This is a genomic window from Methanosarcinales archaeon (assembly GCA_014859725.1).
Taxonomy (GTDB): domain Archaea; phylum Halobacteriota; class Methanosarcinia; order Methanosarcinales; family Methanocomedenaceae; genus Kmv04.
Window position 1 is genome coordinate 1 of the sequence record JACUTQ010000014.1, and the last position, 23,321, is coordinate 23,321.

22 protein-coding genes are annotated in these 23,321 nt (G+C 41.4%); 16 read left to right on the top strand and 6 right to left on the bottom strand.

Annotation, left to right across the window (positions count from 1 at the left end; translation table 11 throughout):
• Positions 1 to 134 precede the first annotated feature (134 nt).
• Positions 135 to 293, top strand: a complete 159-nt coding sequence (locus IBX40_02355; protein ID MBE0523167.1) for an HD domain-containing protein — start codon at positions 135 to 137, stop codon at positions 291 to 293.
• 835 nt (positions 294 to 1,128) lie between these two features.
• Positions 1,129 to 1,515: a cytochrome c maturation protein CcmE gene (locus tag IBX40_02360; GenBank protein ID MBE0523168.1), complete on the top strand. Its 387-nt coding sequence runs from the start codon at positions 1,129 to 1,131 to the stop codon at positions 1,513 to 1,515.
• A gap of 113 nt (positions 1,516 to 1,628) precedes the next feature.
• On the opposite strand, the gene ccsA is transcribed toward IBX40_02360, so the two are convergent.
• The 5 genes from ccsA to IBX40_02385 all read right to left on the bottom strand — a co-directional run bounded on the left by ccsA (position 1,629) and on the right by IBX40_02385 (position 6,648).
• Positions 1,629 to 3,962 carry a cytochrome c biogenesis protein CcsA gene (ccsA, locus tag IBX40_02365; protein ID MBE0523169.1) on the bottom strand — a complete coding sequence of 778 codons (2,334 nt, stop codon included), beginning with the start codon at positions 3,960 to 3,962 and terminating at the stop codon, positions 1,629 to 1,631.
• Complete coding sequence (locus IBX40_02370) at positions 3,963 to 4,439, bottom strand: thioredoxin family protein (GenBank protein ID MBE0523170.1); 477 nt, start codon at positions 4,437 to 4,439, stop codon at positions 3,963 to 3,965.
• A 137-nt stretch (positions 4,440 to 4,576) separates the two neighbouring features.
• Positions 4,577 to 5,299, bottom strand: a complete 723-nt coding sequence (locus IBX40_02375) for a cytochrome c biogenesis protein CcdA (protein MBE0523171.1) — start codon at positions 5,297 to 5,299, stop codon at positions 4,577 to 4,579.
• A 22-nt stretch (positions 5,300 to 5,321) separates the two neighbouring features.
• Positions 5,322 to 6,158, bottom strand: a complete 837-nt coding sequence (locus IBX40_02380; GenBank protein MBE0523172.1) for a hypothetical protein — start codon at positions 6,156 to 6,158, stop codon at positions 5,322 to 5,324.
• Position 6,159: 1 nt separating this feature from the next.
• Positions 6,160 to 6,648 carry a DUF255 domain-containing protein gene (locus tag IBX40_02385; protein MBE0523173.1) on the bottom strand — a complete coding sequence of 163 codons (489 nt, stop codon included), beginning with the start codon at positions 6,646 to 6,648 and terminating at the stop codon, positions 6,160 to 6,162.
• A gap of 281 nt (positions 6,649 to 6,929) precedes the next feature.
• On the opposite strand from IBX40_02385, the gene IBX40_02390 reads away from it, so the two are divergent.
• From IBX40_02390 to IBX40_02430, 9 genes are all read left to right on the top strand, one after another.
• Positions 6,930 to 9,662 (top strand): heavy metal translocating P-type ATPase, encoded by a 2,733-nt coding sequence (locus IBX40_02390; GenBank protein ID MBE0523174.1) that lies wholly within the window; start codon positions 6,930 to 6,932, stop codon positions 9,660 to 9,662.
• Positions 9,663 to 9,664: 2 nt separating this feature from the next.
• Positions 9,665 to 9,871: a hypothetical protein gene (locus tag IBX40_02395; protein MBE0523175.1), complete on the top strand. Its 207-nt coding sequence runs from the start codon at positions 9,665 to 9,667 to the stop codon at positions 9,869 to 9,871.
• Between the two features lie 52 nt (positions 9,872 to 9,923).
• On the top strand, positions 9,924 to 10,700 hold the full coding sequence (locus IBX40_02400; GenBank protein MBE0523176.1) for a hypothetical protein: 777 nt from the start codon (positions 9,924 to 9,926) through the stop codon (positions 10,698 to 10,700).
• Between the two features lie 107 nt (positions 10,701 to 10,807).
• Positions 10,808 to 12,508, top strand: coding sequence for an arginine--tRNA ligase (locus IBX40_02405; GenBank protein MBE0523177.1), 1,701 nt, complete (start codon positions 10,808 to 10,810; stop codon positions 12,506 to 12,508).
• A gap of 73 nt (positions 12,509 to 12,581) precedes the next feature.
• Positions 12,582 to 12,833, top strand: a complete 252-nt coding sequence (gene purS, locus IBX40_02410) for a phosphoribosylformylglycinamidine synthase subunit PurS (protein MBE0523178.1) — start codon at positions 12,582 to 12,584, stop codon at positions 12,831 to 12,833.
• Complete coding sequence (gene purQ, locus IBX40_02415) at positions 12,830 to 13,519, top strand: phosphoribosylformylglycinamidine synthase I (GenBank protein ID MBE0523179.1); 690 nt, start codon at positions 12,830 to 12,832, stop codon at positions 13,517 to 13,519. The genes purS and purQ overlap by 4 nt, the downstream gene beginning before the upstream one ends.
• 19 nt (positions 13,520 to 13,538) lie before the next feature.
• Complete coding sequence (locus tag IBX40_02420) at positions 13,539 to 15,161, top strand: AarF/ABC1/UbiB kinase family protein (GenBank protein MBE0523180.1); 1,623 nt, start codon at positions 13,539 to 13,541, stop codon at positions 15,159 to 15,161.
• Between the two features lie 280 nt (positions 15,162 to 15,441).
• Positions 15,442 to 16,356 carry a glutamine-hydrolyzing GMP synthase subunit GuaA gene (gene guaA / locus IBX40_02425; GenBank protein MBE0523181.1) on the top strand — a complete coding sequence of 305 codons (915 nt, stop codon included), beginning with the start codon at positions 15,442 to 15,444 and terminating at the stop codon, positions 16,354 to 16,356.
• Positions 16,357 to 16,733: 377 nt separating this feature from the next.
• On the top strand, positions 16,734 to 17,750 hold the full coding sequence (locus tag IBX40_02430; GenBank protein MBE0523182.1) for an archaeosine biosynthesis radical SAM protein RaSEA: 1,017 nt from the start codon (positions 16,734 to 16,736) through the stop codon (positions 17,748 to 17,750).
• 52 nt (positions 17,751 to 17,802) lie between these two features.
• On the opposite strand, the gene IBX40_02435 is transcribed toward IBX40_02430, so the two are convergent.
• On the bottom strand, positions 17,803 to 18,192 hold the full coding sequence (locus tag IBX40_02435; GenBank protein MBE0523183.1) for a DUF1699 family protein: 390 nt from the start codon (positions 18,190 to 18,192) through the stop codon (positions 17,803 to 17,805).
• Positions 18,193 to 18,483: 291 nt separating this feature from the next.
• Here IBX40_02435 and IBX40_02440 point away from each other — a divergent pair, with 291 nt between their 5' ends.
• From IBX40_02440 to IBX40_02460, 5 genes are all read left to right on the top strand, one after another.
• Positions 18,484 to 19,356 carry a hypothetical protein gene (locus IBX40_02440; GenBank protein MBE0523184.1) on the top strand — a complete coding sequence of 291 codons (873 nt, stop codon included), beginning with the start codon at positions 18,484 to 18,486 and terminating at the stop codon, positions 19,354 to 19,356.
• Between the two features lie 41 nt (positions 19,357 to 19,397).
• Positions 19,398 to 20,372, top strand: a complete 975-nt coding sequence (locus IBX40_02445) for a MoxR family ATPase (protein MBE0523185.1) — start codon at positions 19,398 to 19,400, stop codon at positions 20,370 to 20,372.
• A gap of 24 nt (positions 20,373 to 20,396) precedes the next feature.
• Positions 20,397 to 21,254 (top strand): DUF58 domain-containing protein, encoded by an 858-nt coding sequence (locus IBX40_02450; protein MBE0523186.1) that lies wholly within the window; start codon positions 20,397 to 20,399, stop codon positions 21,252 to 21,254.
• Positions 21,255 to 21,259: 5 nt separating this feature from the next.
• On the top strand, positions 21,260 to 23,110 hold the full coding sequence (locus IBX40_02455) for a BatA domain-containing protein (protein ID MBE0523187.1): 1,851 nt from the start codon (positions 21,260 to 21,262) through the stop codon (positions 23,108 to 23,110).
• Between the two features lie 62 nt (positions 23,111 to 23,172).
• The coding region (locus IBX40_02460; GenBank protein MBE0523188.1) for a hypothetical protein at positions 23,173 to 23,321 on the top strand (149 nt) is incomplete at its 3' end.

Genomic DNA, 23,321 nt, shown 5'->3' on the forward strand with positions numbered 1-23,321 from the left:
ATTGTTGGTGGAAAAAAGATAAATATTACAAAAGAGGGGTGCGAAATATGAGTTGATGGACTGTCAACCATACCCTACATCGTCCATCCTCTGGACGTTGCCTCCACCCTCATGAAGAATAAAGCCCCAGGCATGTGGTTATTGTGGGATTGCTGCATGATGTTGTAGAAGATGAGGATACCACACTGTCCGATATCAGAGATGAGTTCGGTGATGACGTGGCGACCCTGGTAGATGGGGCTTCCGAGCCGGAAGAACTGATAAATGCGGACGGGGGCAAAAGTAAGACTTAGCCTGAGCGCAAGGCACATACCATTGACTTTATTAAAAATGCGGGCCGGGACATGAAGCTACTCTCCTGTGCCGACAAATTAGCCAATATACGGGACATCATCACTGGATGCTTTTGGTAATGGGGATGAGGGGATTAGTGATATGCCTGCGTTTATGGAGTTCGGGAAATGTGTCGGTGAGATGTTTGGGGATGTAAAAGTGTGATGCGGGGCGGGCTAATTATAAACTCGTTTCAATATAGCGATCACCACAACCCCCAACTCTTCTGTAAACCAGCATTAACCTGTATCCATTACCTCCCCGGCAGCCAACCCCACACCATGATATCCCCACTCTCAAGCTTGCTGTATTATTAACTCATATCTTCTTACTCCACTCCATGTGAATAAGTGAAGATTAGTGTTTAGAGACCCGGGAACCGGTCTCATGCTTCAGCCCGTCCCCTTCAGTAGTGCATCAATCGTCTTTCGTTCGTTCTCTCTGCTTCGCTCCGTTTACTCACTACAGTCGATTCATGCCTGTTCATTTAAATTGGATTCAAATATCATGTGAAAACTCCTCTTTTTTCATCAGCTAGAGCAAAATGTAAAATTGAGGCATAAGAGAAATAATTCGAAAGTATTATGAATCCCTATAATATTTCTTATTTCCTGTTCAGAGCCCAATTCATAATAAACATGCTGGGTTTACTAACTTTAATTATTGGAATTATATTTATTTTTCAAAAAATAGATTCCTGAGAATATTTCAATTTTCCAGATTAGTTCAACCTAAAAGAATAATTTTACATCTATCGTAAAGCTCATATAGCTCAAAACCAATTAAAAAGTTAGTATGAATAAAAAAAGTAAAACCATCCTCAGCGTTATTGCACTCGTTGCAGTGGTAGCGTACCTTACATTCACTGGAATGGGTAATTCTATCAACGAATATATTGAAATCACTGAACTGAAAAATGGTGGTTTTAATGGGAAACTGGTCAATGTAAACGGAAGTGTAGTTAATGATACAATCACCTGGGACCCGGGAGAGACAGAACTCACTTTCGAAATGACTGATGGTCAGGACACCATGGATGTATATTACAAAGGGAATATCCCCAACAGTTTCGCAGCAGATATTCCTGTAGTAGTACAGGGGCAGTATTCAGATGGCCTTTTTACAGCAAGGAATATTCTTGTAAAATGTCCGTCCAAATATGAAGCAGATATTCAGGAATAAGATGTACACTTTCTTTTTTAGATTCTGATATTTGTCCAAAAAGGTTTGAAGGCACCGGCTTGCAATAGTAGGCACGCCGGTATGTGTTGCTATATCCCTGAAGGACTGCCATGCTAAACCTTGTTTACTCTCTTTCTTCGAACCTTGCTTCTCACCGAGTTCGTTGCCATGATCATGACTATACCAACTGAGAAGAAACCGATACCGGCCCACACCTCGTTGATCATAGGAATAATCTTGAAGGTCACAGGTACACCCCCCCCATCTCTCCCCTGGAATAAGATGTAGATGTCCCTGGTTAATTTCCTTAGAACCATCGGATGGGTAGCACTACCGCTTTTTCCGGTCACATATTTGGCTTTTCCATCTCCGATTTCTTTCCCATCCTTGAAGACTGTGATATAAACACTCTCAGTATTTAGTCCACCAGAGGCTGTAAGGTATTGAACATCAGGAGCAAACAATATTATTGGATATACATTCCCGGAAGACGGACTTTCAAAATCGGTCATCAACAGCCCGGTAGCTGTCACCTTTGCATTTTTCTCGACATCCAACAATCCGGTAGCTATCTGCATTTGTCCGGTCCCGTCGTCGATAGTTAAAAATGAATATCTATCTGAATCATACTTTTCAATCACCTTACCACTGACCTCGATATTAGCATCAGAATATGATTCCGGATTGGCTATAATGGTACCAAGGGACGTTCCGATATATGAGTCTGAAGCTGCACTGTTTTGCGTGTCAGTAAGCATAAGACTATACCCGCCACCTACACTGACCTGCTGCCCGGGGGTGAGGGTTGCACTGGAAGTACTGCCAAAGGACACACTGATGGGGGTCCCGAAGAGAATGAACACAATACCTAAATGTATCAATAACACTCCGGATCTGTTGATCAATACTTTCCGCTTGTCCCTGTATTTTTTAAGATCATCGTAAAATGTCTGTACAACTGCATAGAGGAGATATCCCAGTGGTGGGAAGATTGACATTACCGATATTTCCCCCATTAACCTGTAAAATGGAGGTTGGGAAGCAAAGAAAGGACTTGTTTGATCAAGCAGATGGAAGTTTTTCAGCTTGTAGAAGGCCATTAGAATGGTAAGTATTGCAACAATACCCAGGATCTTCATTGATTCGACTTTGGTGCTCTTCTTATATTGCATGCAAAAGCCGGCGACAAGCAATAATATTATCACAAGCGGATATGAATTGGCGTTAAAGAAATCCACTGTTTGGGGTGCCATTGTAACCTTTTCACCTGCCATTAATTGCTGGATCACAGGGAAGGTGATACCCCAGATGGAAACCAGGGCTAACAGTGCAAATATGATAAGAGTAATGTAGAACAGGTTTTGTTTCTCAAATGCATCAAAGACCATCTCTTTGAAACTCATATCACTTTTTTCGTCCTCAGGTTTGCTACTGTTCAGGTATTTCTTAACTACAATGGCTGTAGGAATTACTATTGATATAACAGTCAGTATCAACAGGTACGTCCCGGTATCTGACTCTCCGAAAGCATGGACTGAATTGAACAATCCGCTGCGGACCACTAAAGCCGCATATATGACCAGAGCAAATGAAAATGCCCCAAATAAAGGTGCAGCCAACTGGAAATTCTTGTTATTTTTCCTATATTGCGATAATGCATGCAAAAATCCAGTAAGAGCAAGCCAAGGGATAAAAGAAGCAGTTTCTACCGGGTCCCATGCCCAGAATCCTCCCCAGCCTAATATTAGATAAGCCCAGATACCACCCAGTGCAATACCCCATGTAAGGAACAACCAGGTCAGTCTGCCCCACTGTCTTGCAATGGGTTCCCAGCCCTTCTCTCCCGTGAACAGAAACACCATAGCAGCTGCAAATGGAATTGTTATCAGACCATACCCTAAAAACAGGGTTGGCGGATGAATTGCCATCCAGGGAGTTATAAGCAAGGTATTCAATCCTGAACCATCATCTGGCACAAAACTTATGGGTAGTTCGGGATTGGAGATATAGATAGTCTCGAAAGGTGATATTATCGTGGTTACTAACAGCAAGTATAGACCTACCAATATGGTCACCATCTGGGTCCTGCGAAGAAGAGCTGAATTCCACCCCTGTTTTTCGCTCATCCACCATGAGGATATGAATATTACCCAAACCCAGAACAACAATGTCCCGGACTGTCCGGCAAGTACTGCCGATATTTTATACAGTAAAGGCAATGCCAGATCACTATACTGCCACACATATATGTATCTGAAATTGGAGTTTACAAAATAACTGGTAAGCAGCAATAGATCAATGGTCAATAAAGCGATCACCGATCTGGAAAGCCATTTTAACCATGGGATAATTATATCATTCTTTCCAAATTCTTTCAGTAACAGTCCTGCCAGCATAGCGACATTGATCACTATGGTAACCAGCAGTATCGAATCGCCAGGTTCCATTTATTGTCCTCCGTGATTCGAATAATAATCTGCTTTGACCATCTGAAGTACATTATAGAAATAATCAGCATCCACATATCCGCCTACCCTGTTAATTATCTGCCCGTTCTCATCCACGAACAGTTCATGAGGAGGGTAACTTACACCATAGCGCTGGGATGTAGCCCTATCATCATCCAGATCAACGGCCACTAATATGAAATCATTCTCAAGCATCTGCTTGACCCTTTCATCTGGTAATGTCCGGGTTTCGAATTTTTCACAATATTGGCACCACACTGCCCAAAAATATATAAAAACAGGTTTATTTTCCTCTTTGGCAATGGCCAGTCCATTATCCAGATTCTTATCCCATTTGTAATCTGATATATATGCATAATTCTTATCACTGAGGACCACTGAACTGTGGATGGTCAAATATAAGAAAGAGACCACAAAAATCAGCACCAGGATGGTTAATGCTTTTCTAGTTTTCATATCTTACCTACCATATCATGTTATCTTTATTTTGTTATTTTGGTTAATATATTGTATTAATTTATCTATATTTATTTATAATTTTCAGCCCAACACAGGAAGTGTAAGTATCCATTTTTTATTCATCAGGTATCCTCTTAAATAATAGGTGGGAAGTAGGGCAGCAGTGCTGCCTGTATCATTTTATCTATGTCGAACAGTATCATAAGTCCCACCAATATCAGGATCAGACCTGAGAGTTTTTTAAATTTGGGCGTATAAGGAATAAGCCATTTGAAGTTGGTAGCAGCATATTTTCCCGAATAAGCGATAATAAGCATGGGAATCCCTACACCTGCAGAATATACAAACAATAGCAATATACCAAATTCAAAATTACCTTCTATACTGACAAACATGAGAATGGATCCCAGGATGGGGCCAACGCATGGTATCCACATAAATCCCAGTGATGAACCTAAGACCAATCCTCCGACAATCCCATCATCATTGATCTTTGGGCCCCTGCTTGTGATGGGTGATAGAATTGATTTCCCGCCCTGGATAAGCCTGGATGTTATGCTTACAAAGAAATTATTGATATCCTCGTCATACATAACCGCGCCCATCCCTGTGATAAAGAATATAGCAAACCATCTCAGGTATTCTCCATATTCAAATAGTGAAGAACCTACAGCCGAGATCAATCCTCCCATCAGGGTGAAAGATATTGACATGCCAATAACAATTGAGACCGGCCTTAACTTGCTGCCCTGGGAACCAGCCAGTACCACCGGTAGAATGGGTAGAATGCAGGGAGTAAGTATTGTAAATAATCCTGCTACAAAAGCCATTATTATTGAGGGGGCCTGGACTACCATTGAAATATTTCCCTAATTATTATTATATTGCCTCATTCAGGACATTTTCAAGAATTCCTATAACAGTGACCTTTAATATATTATTATCCTGAGTCACATCATAACTGGTAAACCCATTGGCAATGCTGTTTGAAGCTCTGTCTTCATAATGGGAAGTGAGTGACGCACCACCTGAATTCAGATGATAGACCATTTCATGCTTCATAAGGCCGTTACATGCGTCACTTAAACCACTATAGAAAATATCAGCATATTGATTGGGTGCATTTGACACAGCTGAAATGATTCTATTATCTACATCAATTCCCTCTAACACGATCTGGAAATCCAAATAGGCACTGTCCATGCTTGAAGGATCCGCAATTAGTTGTCTGGTCTTCTCAACATTAATAGTATGTCCATAGATGAACGGTCTGGCAGCAATTACATTGCTCATACCTTCACTCCTTACCGGTTGAATCCCTTGGTTGGTATAACCGATATCATGGAGCTCGATCCAGGATGTGGCACTGTAATCTGCACTATACATCGCAACAAGAGGTACTCCATAGAATCCAATGGATTGTACCCTTTCTGATGCATATTCTTCAATGGGTGTACCTGACGCCAGTTTCATATTAACGAACTGAGCCCAAATTACACCCCTGGGTGTCATATTCAGACCATCGGCCAGGCCCCTGAAATTCGAGCTCAGTTCCAGTGTGGTGTAATCCACGGTCCGGACTGGTGCAGGTGCCGGCTGGGAACTTCCCACAATGTCTTTCAGGTTGGGGCCAATCCAAAAAATACCAATGAGAATAATAGCTGCTACCGCTATTATCAATAATTTTGTATTATCGTTCTTTTTCTTTGCTGGCATATCATTCCTCGTTATTAATTATCCCGCTTAAATGTAAATAGAAAGATTCCTGATCCATATAGCCTGGAATACGCGCCCCAGGGATATCCTTGCCTTCGGATGTGGTAAAGATTGAATATGGAGTTACGCTAATACCCAGATTCAAAGCAAGTGATTTTTGTTTTACCGCATCTACTCTTACTAAAATAAAATTTTCATTCAAAATGCCAATGATCCGCTCGTCGCTTAATGATTCTGCTTCGAATTGCTTGCACCAGCCGCAAAACTCAGACCTGGCGTAAATGTATATCATTTTATTTTCCGACCGGGCAGTTTCTAGAGCCTGGCTTATATTGGTATGAAAGGTAAGTAAGCCCAATTTTACGGTAGCATTGCCATCATTACTTGACTGATCATTTGCATTATTATTCCGTGTTGATGTATAAATAGAGCCAAATATTATCAGAGCACCCAACAATATTGTCAGTAGGATCTTTTTTGTATCGCTCATTACCTTCCTCTGGTTAATAATTACATTATAGTATTTATAATATATATTTCATTGAATTTTATTGTTGGTACTTTTATATGTTATTACTCTTTCAGTGTCATTAAATGCATTTTGTATTATTTACAATTAGTCCCGGCCAGGCAAAGATTAATTACGACTCAGACAAGATTGATATTGAAGATTTGAAAGGAGTTATTACTGAAAGTGGGTACAAGGTTTAACCGCTTTTTTCAAATTCCGGGGCGATATCAATGGAAGACGTCATAATCAATATAAAGGGTATGACCTGTGAACACTGCCAGAAACGTATTCATGATGCTATAGCTTCACTTGACGGTGTCACATCTGCTAATGTGGACCTGGAAGCAGGTCAGGCTACTGTTTCCTATGATTCTTCCAGGGTAGATCTGGAACAGATCAAACAGGCAGTCAGGGACGCTGATTATCAGGTGGTGGATGAAGAGGAAGCCTGTCCTGTCCCTACTCCTGAAGGTAAGAAACTGCTAACTGAAGAAATATCAATTTCCCCATCAAATAAAGCTAAGAAGGCCACAATTAGCGTTACCGGCATGACCTGTGCATCCTGTGCCCAGAATATTGAAAAGGGACTTAATAAACTACCAGGAACCCATAAAGCCGTTGTAAACCTGACCACAGAGAAGGCCATGGTAGAATACGATCCATCTCTTGTCAGTCCTGAGCAGTTCAACACTACTATTACTGATTTGGGATATGGTGTGGTAGAGGACAGTGTTACCCTGCATCTCACTGGCATGACCTGCGCTTCCTGTGCACAAAATATTGAAAAAGGACTCAGGAAACTGGATGGGGTCTATAAGGTCTCAGTGAATCTCCCCACAGAAAAAGGTTATATTGAATACGATTCTGCTAAAATTACAATTAAAGAGATCATAAAAGCTGTTAAAGATATTGGATATGGTGCAGAGGAAATACAGGGGTCTGATGTTGACCGTGAACGGGAAGCTCGTGAGAAGGAAATACAGTCCCAGAAACGCAATCTGATAATTGCCCTCGTTCTGGCAGTTCCTGTTTCAATTGGTGAGATGGGACAGAACATCCCCCAGTTGGTGGCTGCCATCCCCAATATAATGAGTTTTTTGGGCAACGATTATTTCCAGTTAATATTTGCCTCACTTGTAATACTCATCCCTGGAAAACAGTTCTTCACAGGTGCATACAAAGGATTACGACACGGTGCCACCGACATGAACCTGCTTATTGCAGCAGGAACCGGGTCAGCATATCTGATAAGTACGGCCAGCATTTTCCTTGACCTGGGTGAGGCTTTCGAGCACAAGTACTTCGGGACTGCAGTGATGCTGATAGCATTCATAGTTCTGGGCCGGTACCTGGAAGCAAAATCAAGGGGCAAGACCTCAGAGGCTATAAAGAAGCTCATGGGTCTGCAGGCCAGGACGGCCCGGGTCCTGGTGGACAATGTTGAGACCGAAATCCCCATAGAAGATGTGAAACCTGGTGACATCGTGGTGGTCAGGCCGGGTGAAAAACTACCAGTGGACGGTATTGTAACTGAAGGGCGCTCTGCTATTGATGAGAGTATGCTGACAGGTGAGAGTATCCCTGTGGAAAAGAATGCGGGCAGTGAGGTCATAGGTGCTACCATAAACAAGACCGGGACATTCAAATACCGGGCCACCAGGGTAGGTGCCGATACTGCCCTGGCCCAGATCATCAAACTGGTGGAAGATGCCCAGACCAGCAAGGCACCCATTCAGAGGATAGCAGATATTGTGGCCGGTCATTTCATCGTTACTGTCATGAGCATTGCTCTATTGGCATTCTTTTACTGGTATTTCATAGGATTTGTCAAGTTTAACATTCCAGTAGAACACGGGATTGCCAGTCCATTCCTGGCCGCCCTGCTAATATCGATCACAGTCCTTGTAATTGCCTGCCCGTGCGCTGTTGGTCTGGCCACACCCATTGCTGTTATGGTGGGAACTGGCAAAGGGGCCGAGAATGGCATACTGATCAAGGGCGGCGAAGCACTGGAGACCGCACAGAAACTGGATACCATTGTGTTTGATAAGACCGGTACCCTGACCAAAGGCGAACCAGTGCTGACCGATGTTGTGGTCACGGCGGAAGGAATAGATGAAAACACCGTGCTCCAGCTGGCCGCCATCACAGAAAAGGGTTCTGAACACCCCCTGGGTGAGGCCATCGTGAACGGTGCCACCCAGAAGGGTCTGGATATCCCTAACGGCCAGGATTTTAATGCTATTGCAGGCCATGGTGTGGAAGTCACCTACAATGGCAGCCGGATACTTTTGGGTACCCGTAAACTCATGTCTGATAAGGGAATGGACCCGACACCCATGAACAAGACCATGGAATCCCTGGAGAACGACGGCAAGACCGCCATGCTCATTGCAAAGGATAATGAGATCATAGGTATCATTGCCGTGGCAGATACCCTGAAAGAGCACTCAGCAGATGCGGTTGGGTATTTGCAGAAAATGGGTCTCACAACCATCATGATCACGGGCGACAACCACCGTACAGCCAATGCCATTGCCAGACAGCTGGGTATAGACCGTGTACTTGCCGAAGTGCTGCCCCAGGATAAGGCCAATGAGGTCAAGAAGCTCCAGGCTGAAGGCCGGAAGGTGGCCATGGTGGGAGACGGTATCAATGATGCGCCTGCACTCACCCAGGCAGATATCGGCATAGCTCTTGGCAGCGGTACCGATGTTGCCATGGAATCTGGCCAGATCGTGCTTATCAAGGACGACCTGCGGGATGTAGTATCAAGTATCGAACTGAGCAAAAAGACCATGAGCAAGATCAAACAGGGTCTGTTCTGGGCCTTTGCGTACAACGCTGCAGGTATACCCATTGCACTGGGTGTATTTGGTCCATACCTGGTTGCTCCGGCACTGGCAGCATTGTTCATGGCAATGAGTTCGGTGTCTGTGACCACTAATGCACTGCTATTGAAGCGGTTCAAACTCAAACGGCAGGAGGGCTAGATTTGGCTGTGAAATTCATGCATACCTTTGTAACCAGCTCCCTATCAGCACTGGTAGTTGGAGTCCTGTTCTATGTACTGTCAACAGGCAGAAGTGCCGTTTCAGAAGCATATACTACCACTGATACCAATCTGGGATCGGTATTCATTTTCCTGTTGGCACTGATAATCGGGCTGTCGGTATGGCCGAGGATTCTGGAAAAATTGTGATTGATATGGCATCTTATCCCATGAGTGGTAAATCTTATGTAAGAGGTTGATCGTGAATAAAAGAAAATTAGTTTATATTTTTGCACTAATAATATTGATTGTAAGTTCAATTATTATCGACCAAAAATTCGACCAGCAGAATAAAATTATTGAAGATTTGACCAATCTGTCAAGTGAGCAGCAATTGGATATTTCAAATCTGGAATATATTCTCAATACTACTGAAGAAAACTTGCGAAAGGAAAAAATCCAGAAAGATTTATTTGAGCAGGAACTGTTAAAATTAAAGGAAATCTCGAAAAGTAACTATGCCGTGGTTGGCATAAACTCGAAGGGGAATGGTGTGACAATTCCCCTGGAGGTTATAATAAAAAACGGTAATGGTAATCTCTTTCTGGATGTGACCAATGTTCGATTTGATGAACGGTTGCAATCATCTGTCCAGTTATCTATTAAGGCTGCCAGTGAAATTACCAATACAGATATTGATGAAAAAGATATTTTGATCTCCATTGAAGCCCCGGCCGGATCAAGGAACACAGAAATAGCGGGTAAAAGTGGCGGAGCCGCAATAACAATAGCTGTCATAGCTGCAATGGAAGAGTATAATATAACTCACGATGTGCTGATCACCGGTACTATTGAAGAACGTCATATCATAGGCGAAGTTGGATCTGTTAAAGAAAAAGCAATAGCTGCCAGAGACGAGGGTGCAATTGTTTTCATCGTTCCTGTTGATCAGAAAGTAAGAGTACCGGGTTTGGAGGTTGTGGAAGTATTGACTGTTGAAGATGCCTGGAAATATATAATTCAAACATCTTCCTCATAGAAATTGGAAATGATTACTATGCTATTCTCATATGTAAATATACAAAGAAACAATTATGTAGATAGTCATCTATCTACAATCCCCATTACAAAAAGATATGATGAACCATGTTTTTACAATTCAAATCACAAGTAACAGAAGTCCTGAACAAAGCCCTTGAAACAAACAACCTTGAAATACCAGACCTGAACCTTGAAGAGTCCATGCATGCAGATATCGCCTCTTCGGTCTCATTCAGGTTAGCTCCGGTATGCAAGAAAAGTCCAAAGGTTATAGCCGAAATGATTGCAGCATCCATCAAGCTGCCGGAAGCCGGACTGATCGACAGGGTAGAAATTACAGGGCCTTATCTGAACTTTTTTGTTAATCAGAGATTTCTAGACAAAACATTGTCAACTGTAAGGGAGCAAGGCACGGACTATGGAAGCCAGACCGGTCGCGGAAAGGTCATTCTGGAACATACCTCAGCCAATCCAAACGGCCCGCTGCATGTGGGTCATATCCGCAATTCCGTTATTGGGGATACCCTGGGGCGGATATTGAAAAAAGCCGGATTTGAAGTAGAAAACCAGTATTACATTAATGATATGGGCAGGCAGATCGCCATCGTCTCATGGGCTCTGGGACATTTTGATTTTGATAAGAAGAAGAAATCAGACCATGCCATTGCTGACATCTATATCAAAGCAAATAGGGTGCTGGAGGAACAGCCCGATAAGGTTGCCGAGATCGATGTATTGATGCAGCGAATTGAACATGGTGACGTGGAGGTGGCAGAGCGTTTCAAACATGCTGTTGAACTTGCTATGGACGGTATCAAACAGAGTTTGCAGCGAATAAATATCAGCCATGATTCCTTTGCATGGGAATCAACATTTGTAAGAAACAATGACGTAATTACCACCATTGACCGCATAAAAAATACTGGCAGGGCAGTAATCGATAATGGTGCATTAATGGTCGAGCTTTCAGATTATGGTTTTGAGAAGAAACTGGTCATACAGCGAAGCGACGGTACCTCATTATATACCACAAGAGACCTGGCATACCATCTTTGGAAAGCAAAAAATTGCGACAGGATGATCGATGTACTGGGCGCAGACCATAAACTGATCTCATCTCAGCTAAAAGCTGTCCTTAACATACTTGGTGAAAAAGAACCTGAGATCGTGATCTTTGAGTTCGTGTCTCTGCCTGAAGGCAGCATGAGTACCAGGCGCGGGAAATTTATTAGCACAGATGAACTGCTGGATCAGATCGAAGAAAGGGCAATGGAAGAAGTGGAAAAGAGGCGGCCAGACACAAGTTCGCAGTTCAAACAGGATGTGGCAAAATTCGTAGGTATAGGAGCTGTTCGATATGACATTATCAAGGTCTCGCCTGAGAAGTCCACAGTGTTTGATTGGCGGGAGGCACTGGATTTTGAAAAACAGGGTGCGCCGTTCATCCAATACAGCCACGCCAGGGCATGTAATATTCTGGCCAAAGCAGAAGAATCAGGTATCAATATGGAAAATCTTGATTATGATATCACTGTGCTTTTAGAAGATCAGGAGATCGAACTAATAAAAATGATAGGTAAATTCTCATCCATTATAGAAACTGCAGCCAGTGAATTAAAACCCCATCATCTTGCTACCTATTCCAGGGAATTAGCTGATGCTTTCAACCAGTTCTACAGGTATGTTCCTGTACTGAGTGCTGAAGAGCCTTTACGCAATTCAAGACTGGTACTGGTTGATTGTGCCAGGACAGCACTGGGAGCAGCCCTTGATTCCCTGGGAATATTTGCACCTGAGAACATGTAAACAAGTTTATAAACAACAAAAAGTAATATTATTGCTGTTGTTGACACATTCGTTCAATTTTGAGGGAGACTAAATGCAATACCACGCCGAAGTTACCATAGGACTGAAAAATGGGATGTTAGATCCGGAAGCTGCAACTGTCCAGAAAGCACTGGAACATCTGGGATATTCCACAGATAACTTAAAGATGCAAAAACGATTTACTCTTGACCTGAACGCCTCATCTGCTGACCAGGCACGTGATCGTGTGGACGAGATGTGCATGCGGCTATTGGCCAATCCGGTGATACATAATTATAATATACTGATCGAGGAGTCTGGATGAAGATTGCTGTCCTTCAGTTCGGTGGATCAAATTGCGATTACGATGTCCACTATGTTCTGACTGAAGTGATGGGTGTAGATGCCGATATGGTATGGTATAAGGACGAATTGAAAGGATATGATGGCGTAGTAATACCAGGTGGATTCTCTTATGGGGATTATTTAAGAGCTGGTGCCATCGCCGCCAGGGCACCCATAATGGATTCAGTCCGGAGTATGGCAAATAGAGGCCTTCCTGTGCTGGGAATATGCAATGGTTTTCAGATCCTGGTGGAATCGGGTCTCCTGGCAGGGGCTCTGATGACAAACAGATATCCAAAATTCAGATGCCAGTGGGTCAATCTCAGGGTGGATAATAACACCTCACCATTTACAAATGCGTTCAAAAAAGGTGAGATTATCAATTTGCCGATTGCCCATATGGAAGGAAATTATTTTGCAGATGAAACTACCATTTCTGAACTTAACAACATGGACAAAATAGCATTCAGATACGTTGATCCTCAAGGTAAAGCCACAGATGAGGCAAATCCTAATGGTTCATTAGAAAATATCGCTGGGGTTCTCAATACAAAAGGTAATGTCCTTGGAATGATGCCTCATCCGGAAAGAGCGTCTGAAGAAATCCTGGGATCTGCTGATGGGAAAAAAATATTCAATTCGATGATTGATTATATAAACTTATAACACTCAGATATTTAGCAAGATGTTCAATAAAATAAAACGATATATCAAGATTGCCAGGGTTTTTTATAAATACAGACTTTTCGATATTTTCTTAAGAGAATCAAAGCAGAAACAAGGGGTTGTGGACCTGTGTACTTGCCCAATTGATTTTGATCGCAGGTCGAATTCTGTTAAATTGCGTGTGGCATTTGAAGAATTGGGTCCTACTTTCATTAAGCTTGGCCAAGCTATGAGTAAACGGCCAGATATCGTCCCTGTTGAATATGGCAAAGAGCTTGAAAAATTACAGGAAAAAGTGCAACCTTACGATTTTGAAAGGATGCAGGAAGCATTCAGTATAATCTGCGGTGCGGTTCCTGGTGAATCCGGAACATATAGCGATTTTACAACCCTGTTTGATGAATTTAATAAAGAACCAATTGCCAGTGCCTCCATTGCACAGGTCTATGAAGCAGTATATAATAATGAGAATGTAGTGGTTAAAATCGCCAGACCTGGAATGATGGATGTAATAAACCTTGATCTGGATATTCTCTATGATATCAAGTTTATCTTTATAAAACTATTAAAGATAAAAACCAATATCGATGTCGACGGTTTTCTTGACGAATTCAAGATAATGCTAAACCGTGAACTGGATTACCGGAATGAAGCCCTAAATATGGAGCGGTTCAGGGAGAATTTTTTAAACATCAAACAAGTTGATATTCCCAAGGTATATTGGGAACTCACAAACGACAATATTCTGGTAATGGAACACATTTATGGACTCCCCCTAAGGGATTTCAGGACCTTCAGTAAAGCTGAAAGAAACAGATTGGCAAAACTCATTTCTTCAAGTTTCCTGAAAATGGTTTATATAGATGGATATTTCCATGCTGATCCTCACCCTGGAAATATATTTGTGCAAAATGATGGCAGTATTGCGTACCTGGATTTTGGAGCTATTGGAAAATTAGATTCAGACATCAAGAAGGATATTTACTCTGTATTTTATGCTGTTTTCATAAAAGATGTGGACATGGCCGCCAGATCTTTTCTTAAATTGGCAAAAAAAAGTCCTGATGACATTGACATTCATGCATTTAAATGGGATATTGATGAAGTTATTTCCAGGCAGCATTTCAGCAGACCTGGAGAACATCACAGCGACGATTTCGTAAAACTTGCGTTAAAATATGATTTATCGCTTCCAAGATCCTTTTCATTGCTGGAGAGGGCACTTGTGCTTGTAGAAAGTACATGTCTTGATCTTGACCCGGATTTTAATCTTATGTATGAGGTTAAAGCCCTTACAAGGGAAATGGCACGCTCAAAATATTCACCACATAAAATTATGGAGGATTTCCAGATGGAATGGGACAGTTTCTATGAGCTTATTAAAAATGTCCCATCTGGTATTAATGATATTTTTGAGAGCATAAAAATGTTCAAAGCAGCTAATGTTATTAAACAGGAGAATGCAAAACATAAAAAAATATTTATTAATAGTATTTTACAAAATCTTTATCTTACCATCTTATTAATAGCTTCAGTAGCCCTGCTAATATGGAAAGGTGATGAACCAGCTCTTGAGATAATAGGTATTGTAGGATTTGTTATTAGTTTAATCCTGGGTATAATTATGATTTTGAAAAAATAGAAGAATTATCTGAGCCAGTGGCAAACTTGTTAGAATTACCTGAAATTCCTTAATCTGTATCCACTTCAAATAAGAGGGTAACTGGTATTATTTAAATTTATAAGCCTCAGCAAAATTTTGATTTCCTCAACTCAATAATATTTTCAAGTTAATACTTGATTTACTATCATTTTATCAATAGGATAAATAATATAACAAATTAAATCAATAATGAAATCGGACTTTTATTATAAAACAATATCAGATAAAGCAGTGAAGTTTATTCCCGGAGCAATAATCAATGGTCAATGTTGATAAATTTATAGAAAAAGCAATTAAGCAAATCAAAGACGAGACTAATGGGCCTGCAATAATTGGGCTCTCAGGAGGTGTTGATAGTTCAGTATGTGCTGTCCTCGCCCACAAGGCTTTAGGAGAACTCTTAACTCCTATTTACATTGACACAGGCTTGATGCGTAAGGGTGAAACCAAGCGAATAAAAGAAATATTTGGAGATATGAATCTTCTGACAATCAATTCAAAAGAACGATTCATAAGTGCATTAAAAGGATTAACTGATCCAGAAGAAAAACGCATGGCAGTGGGCGAAACATTTATCAGAGTTTTTGAAGAGGAAGCCAAAGAATTAAATGCCAGATACCTTATTCAAGGAACTATATATCCTGATAGGATCGAATCAGAGGGCGGTATTAAATCACACCATAATGTTGGCGGACTCCCATCTGTTGTCGATTTTGATAGTATCGTTGAACCAATCTCGGAACTTTATAAAGACGAGGTGAGAGAAGTAGCGCAGGCGCTTGGATTGACAAAAGAAATATCCGCCAGGATGCCATTTCCTGGACCGGGCTTGTCTGTTAGGATCATAGGAGAGGTTACCCAGGATAAACTGGATGTTGTAAGAGAAGCAAATGCTATTGTCGAAGAGGAACTACTCGAACCATTTAAACCCTGGCAGACATTTGCAGCTATATTAGGAAAAGGAACCGGTGTAAAAGGTGACCAGCGGATCCACGGTTGGATCATTGCCGTTCGTGCGGTCGAATCCAGGGACGGTATGACAGCAGGACCTATGGAACTTCCATGGGACGTGCTTAGTAAGATCGAGTCCCGCATAACTAGTGAAATACCTGATGTCGCAAGGGTAGTCTACGATATTACACCAAAACCCCCGGCAACCATAGAGTTTGAATAGTCTAAGGAATCCAAGAATGATATTCCAATTGTTGATGAAGCGAAAGCTGTAATTAAAATTTTTGAAGGATCTAAAGGGCACAGTTCCAAAATCCAGTTATTCCAACGAATATATCAGATGCAGATGCGATTACAAATCCGTGTAAATCCGCGAAATCCGTGTCTTTTTATTTTTTCAGACGCGGATTAACACTGATTTACACCGATTTTACCTAAAGTCGGTGTCTAAAAAATAACTGGAAAATGGGAAAGTGCCGATCTAAAGTATACCTACCCGGATTAATAAAGTGGTTAATCCTAATTGGAAGCTTTGCCCTTATTGTGGTACTGAGAAATCATAGTAGAAATAAATACTATTAATCCAATCAACTAAATCAGATGAGCAAAAGTCACAAAAAAAAAGAACATTCTCCTGATTTTCCCACAGCTGTCTGGCATGGTAAGGACCTATTTGAAGGCAAACCTGTTGATTCATTGACTGTCATTTTTCATACAATCGGATGTCATTGGAGCCATAGCGGTGGCTGTTCAATGTGTGGGTATTTCAATGATAGTGCTACCGTCCCGCCTGGTGATGAAAATCTCATCTCACAATTTGATCATGTACTAAAAAAAATAGGAAATAATACTGCCCTTATTAAGATATTCACATCAGGCAGTTTTTTCGATGATCGAGAGATAGCACACTCTGTAAGGACAGGGATATTTGAAAAGATCGGGGATATTGGGACCATAAAAAAAATTGTTGCTGAAACACGGCCCGAGTTTGTGACTGAAAAAAAGCTTAACGATTCGCTTGAGATACTTGATAAATATGGTATCAGGTTAGAAATCGCTGTTGGACTTGAAACAAGCAATGATGCAATCCGAAAGGATTGCATTAATAAAGGATTTACTTTCAATGACTTTATTAAAGCTTCTAAGACTGCCAAATCTCTTGGAGTCACAACAAAAGCATATTTACTCTTAAAGCCGCCATTTATTTCAGAAAAAGCTGCCATAGATGACATTATTGCGTCAATAACTGACGCAGCACCTTACGCAACTACGATCTCAATTAATTTGTGCAATATCCAAAAAGGTACACTGGTCGAAGAATTATCTGAACGTAAAAGTTACAGGCCACCCTGGCTTTGGAGTGCAGTATACGTGCTTATTAAGGGTAAGGAATTGTTCCCTGAAATAACTTTGATGTCGGATCCGGTAGCAGCTGGCTTAAATAGAGGCCCTCATAATTGTAAAAAATGTGATGGGGATATAGCCCAAATACTACGTGATTTTTCAATTTCACAGGATACAGGTGTATTATCTGAAGTGGATTGCGATTGTTATCCTTTATGGGAAAAAGTGATCGAACTTGAGGATAATACCTTCGGTTCCTATCTAATAAAATAGAACAATCAAATAGAAAAAAATTCCGGTTTGACCCGGAATGTTTACATTGGCTTTAAATTAAGAATTTAAGCAGATCTTTACTTAAACGTGTTTCCATACCAAGACGGTTCAGTATCGAATCATCTGATTCGCCTTCACTTTTTAAAATTTCAATGCGATCAAATATCTGTGGTTTGATCTCGTAGTACTCATTGATATCCTTTCGATGGCCCCAAACATCTCCTTCCAAAAGGGTAATACCCTGCATTTCCAAAAACATTAATGTGGAAGTAGATATTGTCTTTTTATATGAAGTTGGAATATGAATAGCTTTCAGATCCTCGCATCTCTGGACAAGTAGGAAAATATCTTTATTTGATGGTCTAAATGCCAGATGGATCATTTCTTCATTACTTTCTAATGTAGCGATTTCTTCTTTTGAACTTACAACTCGTATTTTCAATTTTATCACCTATTCTTTCTTTAGTTTATATTAATAATCTGAAGATTTCTTTGTTATTTATCGCAATATTTATATTTGCTGGTAATATAGAAATACTTATTCATAATTATATATCTTAACTAATGGAATTTTTTTCAAAATATAGTTAATTTGAAGATAAAGATGTCGATTTAAAAAACCCCACTGTTCCTGTGTAAAAACTGCGAATAAATTCGCACATAAAGATAAACCTTTATGGGGTTATTCAAATATAATAATAACAATACTCACAAGCAGTATTGAGAGGAAAACATGTATAACGAGATGGAAAATATTTCCAGGGCATTCAAACGATATAGGTTTTACTATAAATTAACAGATTTCATCTTTTATTTCTTGATATTGTATGTACTGGCTTATTATCTGAATATTATCTCTTTTTTTTCGCAATATATAGAATATTATGTATTTGATTCAGTTTCCCTGGATGAGATAATTGTTTTTGGGTTGTCGGCACTAATCGCAATACTTATGGTTATTATCATATACCTGAAAAACCCGGCCCTTACTCCGATTGAGATGCTGGAATCCAGATACGTCTGGACCAGGGAAAGACTTCAGACTGCCTGGGATAAGAGGGACGAAGACAACGTAATAATAAACCACTTGAGATCACAGGTCACATCATGCCTCGAAAAGGTAGATGTAGGATCGTTCCTTAACAAAAAACATCTGGCTATCAGATTACTGGTATCTCTAATATTGCTGGTATCCTTTATCGGTTTCTCTGATACACTGCCACCTCTGGAAATCACACCTGAAAATGTTAACCGGGTCATAGAGGATCTGGGCGGAAATCCTTTAGAGAACATAGTTTCTTCAGAAGAGGAAAAAAACCAGGATGGTAAACTGGATGAGGACATTTATGGTGATATATCAGTGGCCAGTATAGCAGGGGAAAATGTGGAACTGACCATTATTTCGGGATTGGGCACATCTGTGACCATACGTAATACTGGTCCGGAAGATAAGGTACAGTTTGTGCCTTCCCAGACATATCCCGTGGATATAATATCTTCAGCAGCTGCAGATGAAAGCTATCAGGCCATCCAGCAATTATCTTCTACTGATAAGGACCTTATTATGGAATATGCAGTACTTCGCAGTAAACTGATAAAAAATTGATATATCAATAATTAATTAAAACAACATCTTTGAGGAATATTATGAACAAAGACATACCCGATCTTTCAGATACCTACCACCATTCTGGTGAGATATTCAAATCGATCTACGACGAAATTGGAAAAGTGGTGGTGGGTCAGAAAGATGCAATAACCCAGATATTGATTGCCATTTTGTGTGATGGGCATGCACTGATAGAGAGTAATCCCGGCCTGGGCAAGACATTGACTGTAAGTACTCTGTCCCAAATCCTTGATCTTAAATTTAGCAGGATACAGTGTACACCTGATTTGATGCCCTCTGATATCACGGGTACTTATGTGGTTGAAGAAAGAGGCGGCAGGAAAGAATTCAGGTTTGAGCCAGGTCCTGTATTCACTAATATCTTGCTTGCTGATGAGATCAACAGGGCATCTCCCAAGACCCAGAGCGCTCTGCTTGAGAGTATGCAGGAAAAGCAAGTTACAGTAGGCAATGAGACATTTACTCTGGACCGGCCTTTTTTTGTACTGGCTACTCAGAACCCTATTGAAATGGAAGGGACATTCCCGCTACCTGAAGCCCAACTAGACCGGTTTCTGTTAAAGGTCAACCTGGATTATCCCTCTTTTGAGGAAGAAGCTAAGATAGTTGACAGGTATACCAGAAATATTTTACCAACTGTTGACAGGATAATCACAAAAGACTTACTTCTCAAGCTGCAGGCACTCACCAGGGACATTCCCATTTCAGACGAATTAAAAACACGGGTCATCAAGATAGTAGAAAGAACCAGGACCGATACAGAATATATTGAATTTGGAGCATCACCACGGGCCAGTATCGGACTTATCCTGGCTGCCAAAGCAAAAGCGCTGATAATGAGCCGCAATTATGTAAGTGAAGAAGATGTGCATTCAATGGTATTTCCTGTATTACGGCACAGGATCATCCTGAACTTTGAATCCCAGCGCAAGGGTGTGACCCATGATCAGGTGATCGAGGGAATAATCAAGCACTCAAAGCATCTATCCTGAAAAACGACGTATATTATCCAGATCATGATCTCTACCGATTTCTTACGTGAACTTGACCGGTTTACCTTTTCTGCAAGAAAGAGGGTATCAAACCAATACACAGGAGCGCGCCGTTCTACCAAGATCGGAAGAGGGACCGATGCGTATGGATTCCGTGAGTATGAAAAAGGGGATGATTTCAAGACAATTGATTGGAGGGTTTATGCCCGTTCTGAAAAACTGTATGTCAGGCAGTTTGAAGAATACAGGGACATGACTACTCATATACTGCTGGATGTTAGCGGTAGCATGGAATATCCATCAGAAGGAACTAAAAAATACGATTATGCTGCCATGCTGGCAATTGGATATTCTTATCTGGTGATGAAAGAGAATGAAAAATTCGCAATATCCACTTTTTCCGATGAGTTAAATGTATCCAGACCTGGAAGGGGAAGAATAAACCTTATGTCAGCCATTGATCTGCTAAATACCAAAAACCCTGGTGGACGCACAGGATTCTGGAATTCCATAGATCATTATAGCAGGCTGATAAAATCAAAATCAAGGGTAATTATAATCTCAGATTTTCTGGTACCCCTTGATGATATAAGGCTGGCATTATTTAGAATGGGGCGCCATGACCTGATCGTAATTCAGGTGCTTGACCCTTCAGAAATTGAACTTTCCACCTTAGGAGCTGTAAAACTTCACGACCTTGAGACCTCTGAACAGTTATTTACAGATATCAATAATTTCCTTGTGTCGGAACATAAAGAAGAGTTTGAATCACATATTTCAGCTATAAAGACCGAGTGCAATCGCCTTGATGCAGATTTCTTCAGTTTCAGTACAGACCTGCCTATCTTTGAGGCCATCTACAGGACCATTCACGGGAGATGAATTAATTGGCTATTATTCCTGAGATATTTTTTTCCAATACCCTGGGACTGCTGGCTCTTGCCAGTGTGATCCCGCTTATCATACTTTACCTGCTGCGTCCCAGGACTATAGACCTCAAAGTCCCTTCCCTTTTGTTTTTCCTGGAACGTGAACATCAGCGTAACAAATTATCCTTACTTCTAAGAAAGCTCATAAGAGACCCCCTGTTTATTATACAACTGCTGGTGTTGATCCTGCTAAGCCTCTGCATTGCCGGGCCATATATTGCGGATGAGTTGGCTTCAGGTCAGTATACAGTAATAGTGATTGATAATTCGGCCAGCATGCAAGCTGGCGGCCGGCTGGACAAAGCAAAAGATCTGGCTGTCCGGAACCTGTCCAATGTAAATAGTGTAGTATGGGCACAGAATGTCCCTATACTGGCAATACATGAGGTAGACATTTCCAGCACGAAAAAGATCATTGAACTAACACCACAACGGGCCGTTGCATCTGACCTTGCAGCAGCTATTACTTATGGCCAGCGACTGGTGGGACCTGGCGGGGTGGTAATAGTATATTCTGATTTTGCAAGCTGGACAGGGGATGACCCGCAGGTAGCAAAAACCCTGGCAGAATACGATGGTATTGAAGTGAAATTCATACAGGTGGGAGAGGCCAGTGAAAATATAGGCATCACTAACGGATGGCTGGATGTGAAGGACGGCAAGAATAACCTGAATTTGATTATTAAAAATTTCAATAACAGGGCTGAGAAAGTCACATTGAATATTAAAACAGGAGGGACATCCAGGGGAGGTTCACTTTCCGTTCCGGCTGACCAGTCAGCAGCATATATTGTAAAGAACATCGCCAACGGGATTACTGAAGTCTCTATAGACAACGGCGGTGCGCTTGCAATAGATGATACTGCTTATGTATCGGTTCTGGCAGGGTCTGGAGGCAGGGTCCTGATGGTGGATATGAGGGATCAAAATCCTACCAGAACTGCATTGGACCTGCTGTCAGTAAGTGTTGAATACAGTTCCACTTTGCCGTCTGATCTATCCCCATATGGTACTATTATCCTGGGAAACGTCAATAATAACACTCTGGGACCCGGGTTTTCGGATTCTCTTTCAGGGTTTGTGGACAATGGCGGTGTTTTGATAGCATCTGCAAATGAAGGTCTGACCGGTCTTAAAGGCTTGCTCCCCATATCCATCACTGGATTATCAAATGAAACCGACCTAAGTCTGGTTTCTGAAAGTGCTTTGACCAAAAACCTACCCTTGACCGATGTGGAAGTGGTACGACACATTAAAGGCAGTTCAGTAGATGGATCAATTGTGCTTATTGAAGCTTCTGATGGATCACCCATGCTATCCTATGTTCGACAGGGTGAAGGAAAAGTGGTCTATCTTGGGCTAAATGATATCACGGGTGATAATGCCTGGTCTGGCTTCAATACCTTGCCGGAATTTCCACTGTTCTGGAAAAATATGTTTGACTGGGTGGGAGGCACAAACCTGGACGAGCTTAATGTAAAAACAGGCACCATGTTGAGGCTGCCTTCAAAGCAAGTGGTGATAAATCCCGATGGCACCACAATAACCACTACCAATCTGTGGATCGATCAGGCAGGTATCTACAATATCGGAGGGGAAATGGTAGCATCAAATCTTTATAACTCAAAGGAATCCAACATAGGTGAGATATCCCTTGATGCCAGTTCGATTGGCAGCAAGTTGATAGAAAGGCCTGAAACTTTAAGCAGTGAAGGCAAAAAAAATATCTCGGCTTATTTGATCTGGGTTGTTCTGGGTCTTATACTTCTGGAAATTATGATCATACAGCGCAGGAGGGAATTATTCTGATAGCTTTTGAGCATTTAGATTATCTACTGGCCATCGTACCTGTGCTGTTAATCGGCTGGGCAATGATCCGTAAAGGTGCCAAGCGCAATCTTATCCTGAGCCGGGTATTCATTGTTGCTTTATTAATTGCAGCACTGGCCGGGCCTTATAATCCGATGCCAGTGACCGAGACCGATGAAACACCATCCATCACAGTGTTATCAGATGAAAC

What these genes read in the sequence shown, in the direction of transcription:
- IBX40_02405 (MBE0523177.1), top strand. Translation starts at nt 10,808, where the DNA reads ATGTTTTTACAATTCAAATCACAAGTAACAGAAGTCCTGAACAAAGCC.
- IBX40_02360 (MBE0523168.1), top strand. Translation starts at nt 1,129, where the DNA reads ATGAATAAAAAAAGTAAAACCATCCTCAGCGTTATTGCACTCGTTGCA.
- IBX40_02445 (MBE0523185.1), top strand. Translation starts at nt 19,398, where the DNA reads ATGAACAAAGACATACCCGATCTTTCAGATACCTACCACCATTCTGGT.
- IBX40_02440 (MBE0523184.1), top strand. Translation starts at nt 18,484, where the DNA reads ATGTATAACGAGATGGAAAATATTTCCAGGGCATTCAAACGATATAGG.
- purQ (MBE0523179.1), top strand. Translation starts at nt 12,830, where the DNA reads ATGAAGATTGCTGTCCTTCAGTTCGGTGGATCAAATTGCGATTACGAT.
- IBX40_02380 (MBE0523172.1), bottom strand. Translation starts at nt 6,158, where the DNA reads ATGCCAGCAAAGAAAAAGAACGATAATACAAAATTATTGATAATAGCG.
- IBX40_02450 (MBE0523186.1), top strand. Translation starts at nt 20,397, where the DNA reads ATGATCTCTACCGATTTCTTACGTGAACTTGACCGGTTTACCTTTTCT.
- IBX40_02420 (MBE0523180.1), top strand. Translation starts at nt 13,539, where the DNA reads ATGTTCAATAAAATAAAACGATATATCAAGATTGCCAGGGTTTTTTAT.
- IBX40_02430 (MBE0523182.1), top strand. Translation starts at nt 16,734, where the DNA reads ATGAGCAAAAGTCACAAAAAAAAAGAACATTCTCCTGATTTTCCCACA.
- purS (MBE0523178.1), top strand. Translation starts at nt 12,582, where the DNA reads ATGCAATACCACGCCGAAGTTACCATAGGACTGAAAAATGGGATGTTA.
- IBX40_02375 (MBE0523171.1), bottom strand. Translation starts at nt 5,299, where the DNA reads ATGGTAGTCCAGGCCCCCTCAATAATAATGGCTTTTGTAGCAGGATTA.
- IBX40_02390 (MBE0523174.1), top strand. Translation starts at nt 6,930, where the DNA reads ATGACCTGTGAACACTGCCAGAAACGTATTCATGATGCTATAGCTTCA.
- IBX40_02385 (MBE0523173.1), bottom strand. Translation starts at nt 6,648, where the DNA reads ATGAGCGATACAAAAAAGATCCTACTGACAATATTGTTGGGTGCTCTG.
- guaA (MBE0523181.1), top strand. Translation starts at nt 15,442, where the DNA reads ATGGTCAATGTTGATAAATTTATAGAAAAAGCAATTAAGCAAATCAAA.
- ccsA (MBE0523169.1), bottom strand. Translation starts at nt 3,962, where the DNA reads ATGGAACCTGGCGATTCGATACTGCTGGTTACCATAGTGATCAATGTC.
- IBX40_02370 (MBE0523170.1), bottom strand. Translation starts at nt 4,439, where the DNA reads ATGAAAACTAGAAAAGCATTAACCATCCTGGTGCTGATTTTTGTGGTC.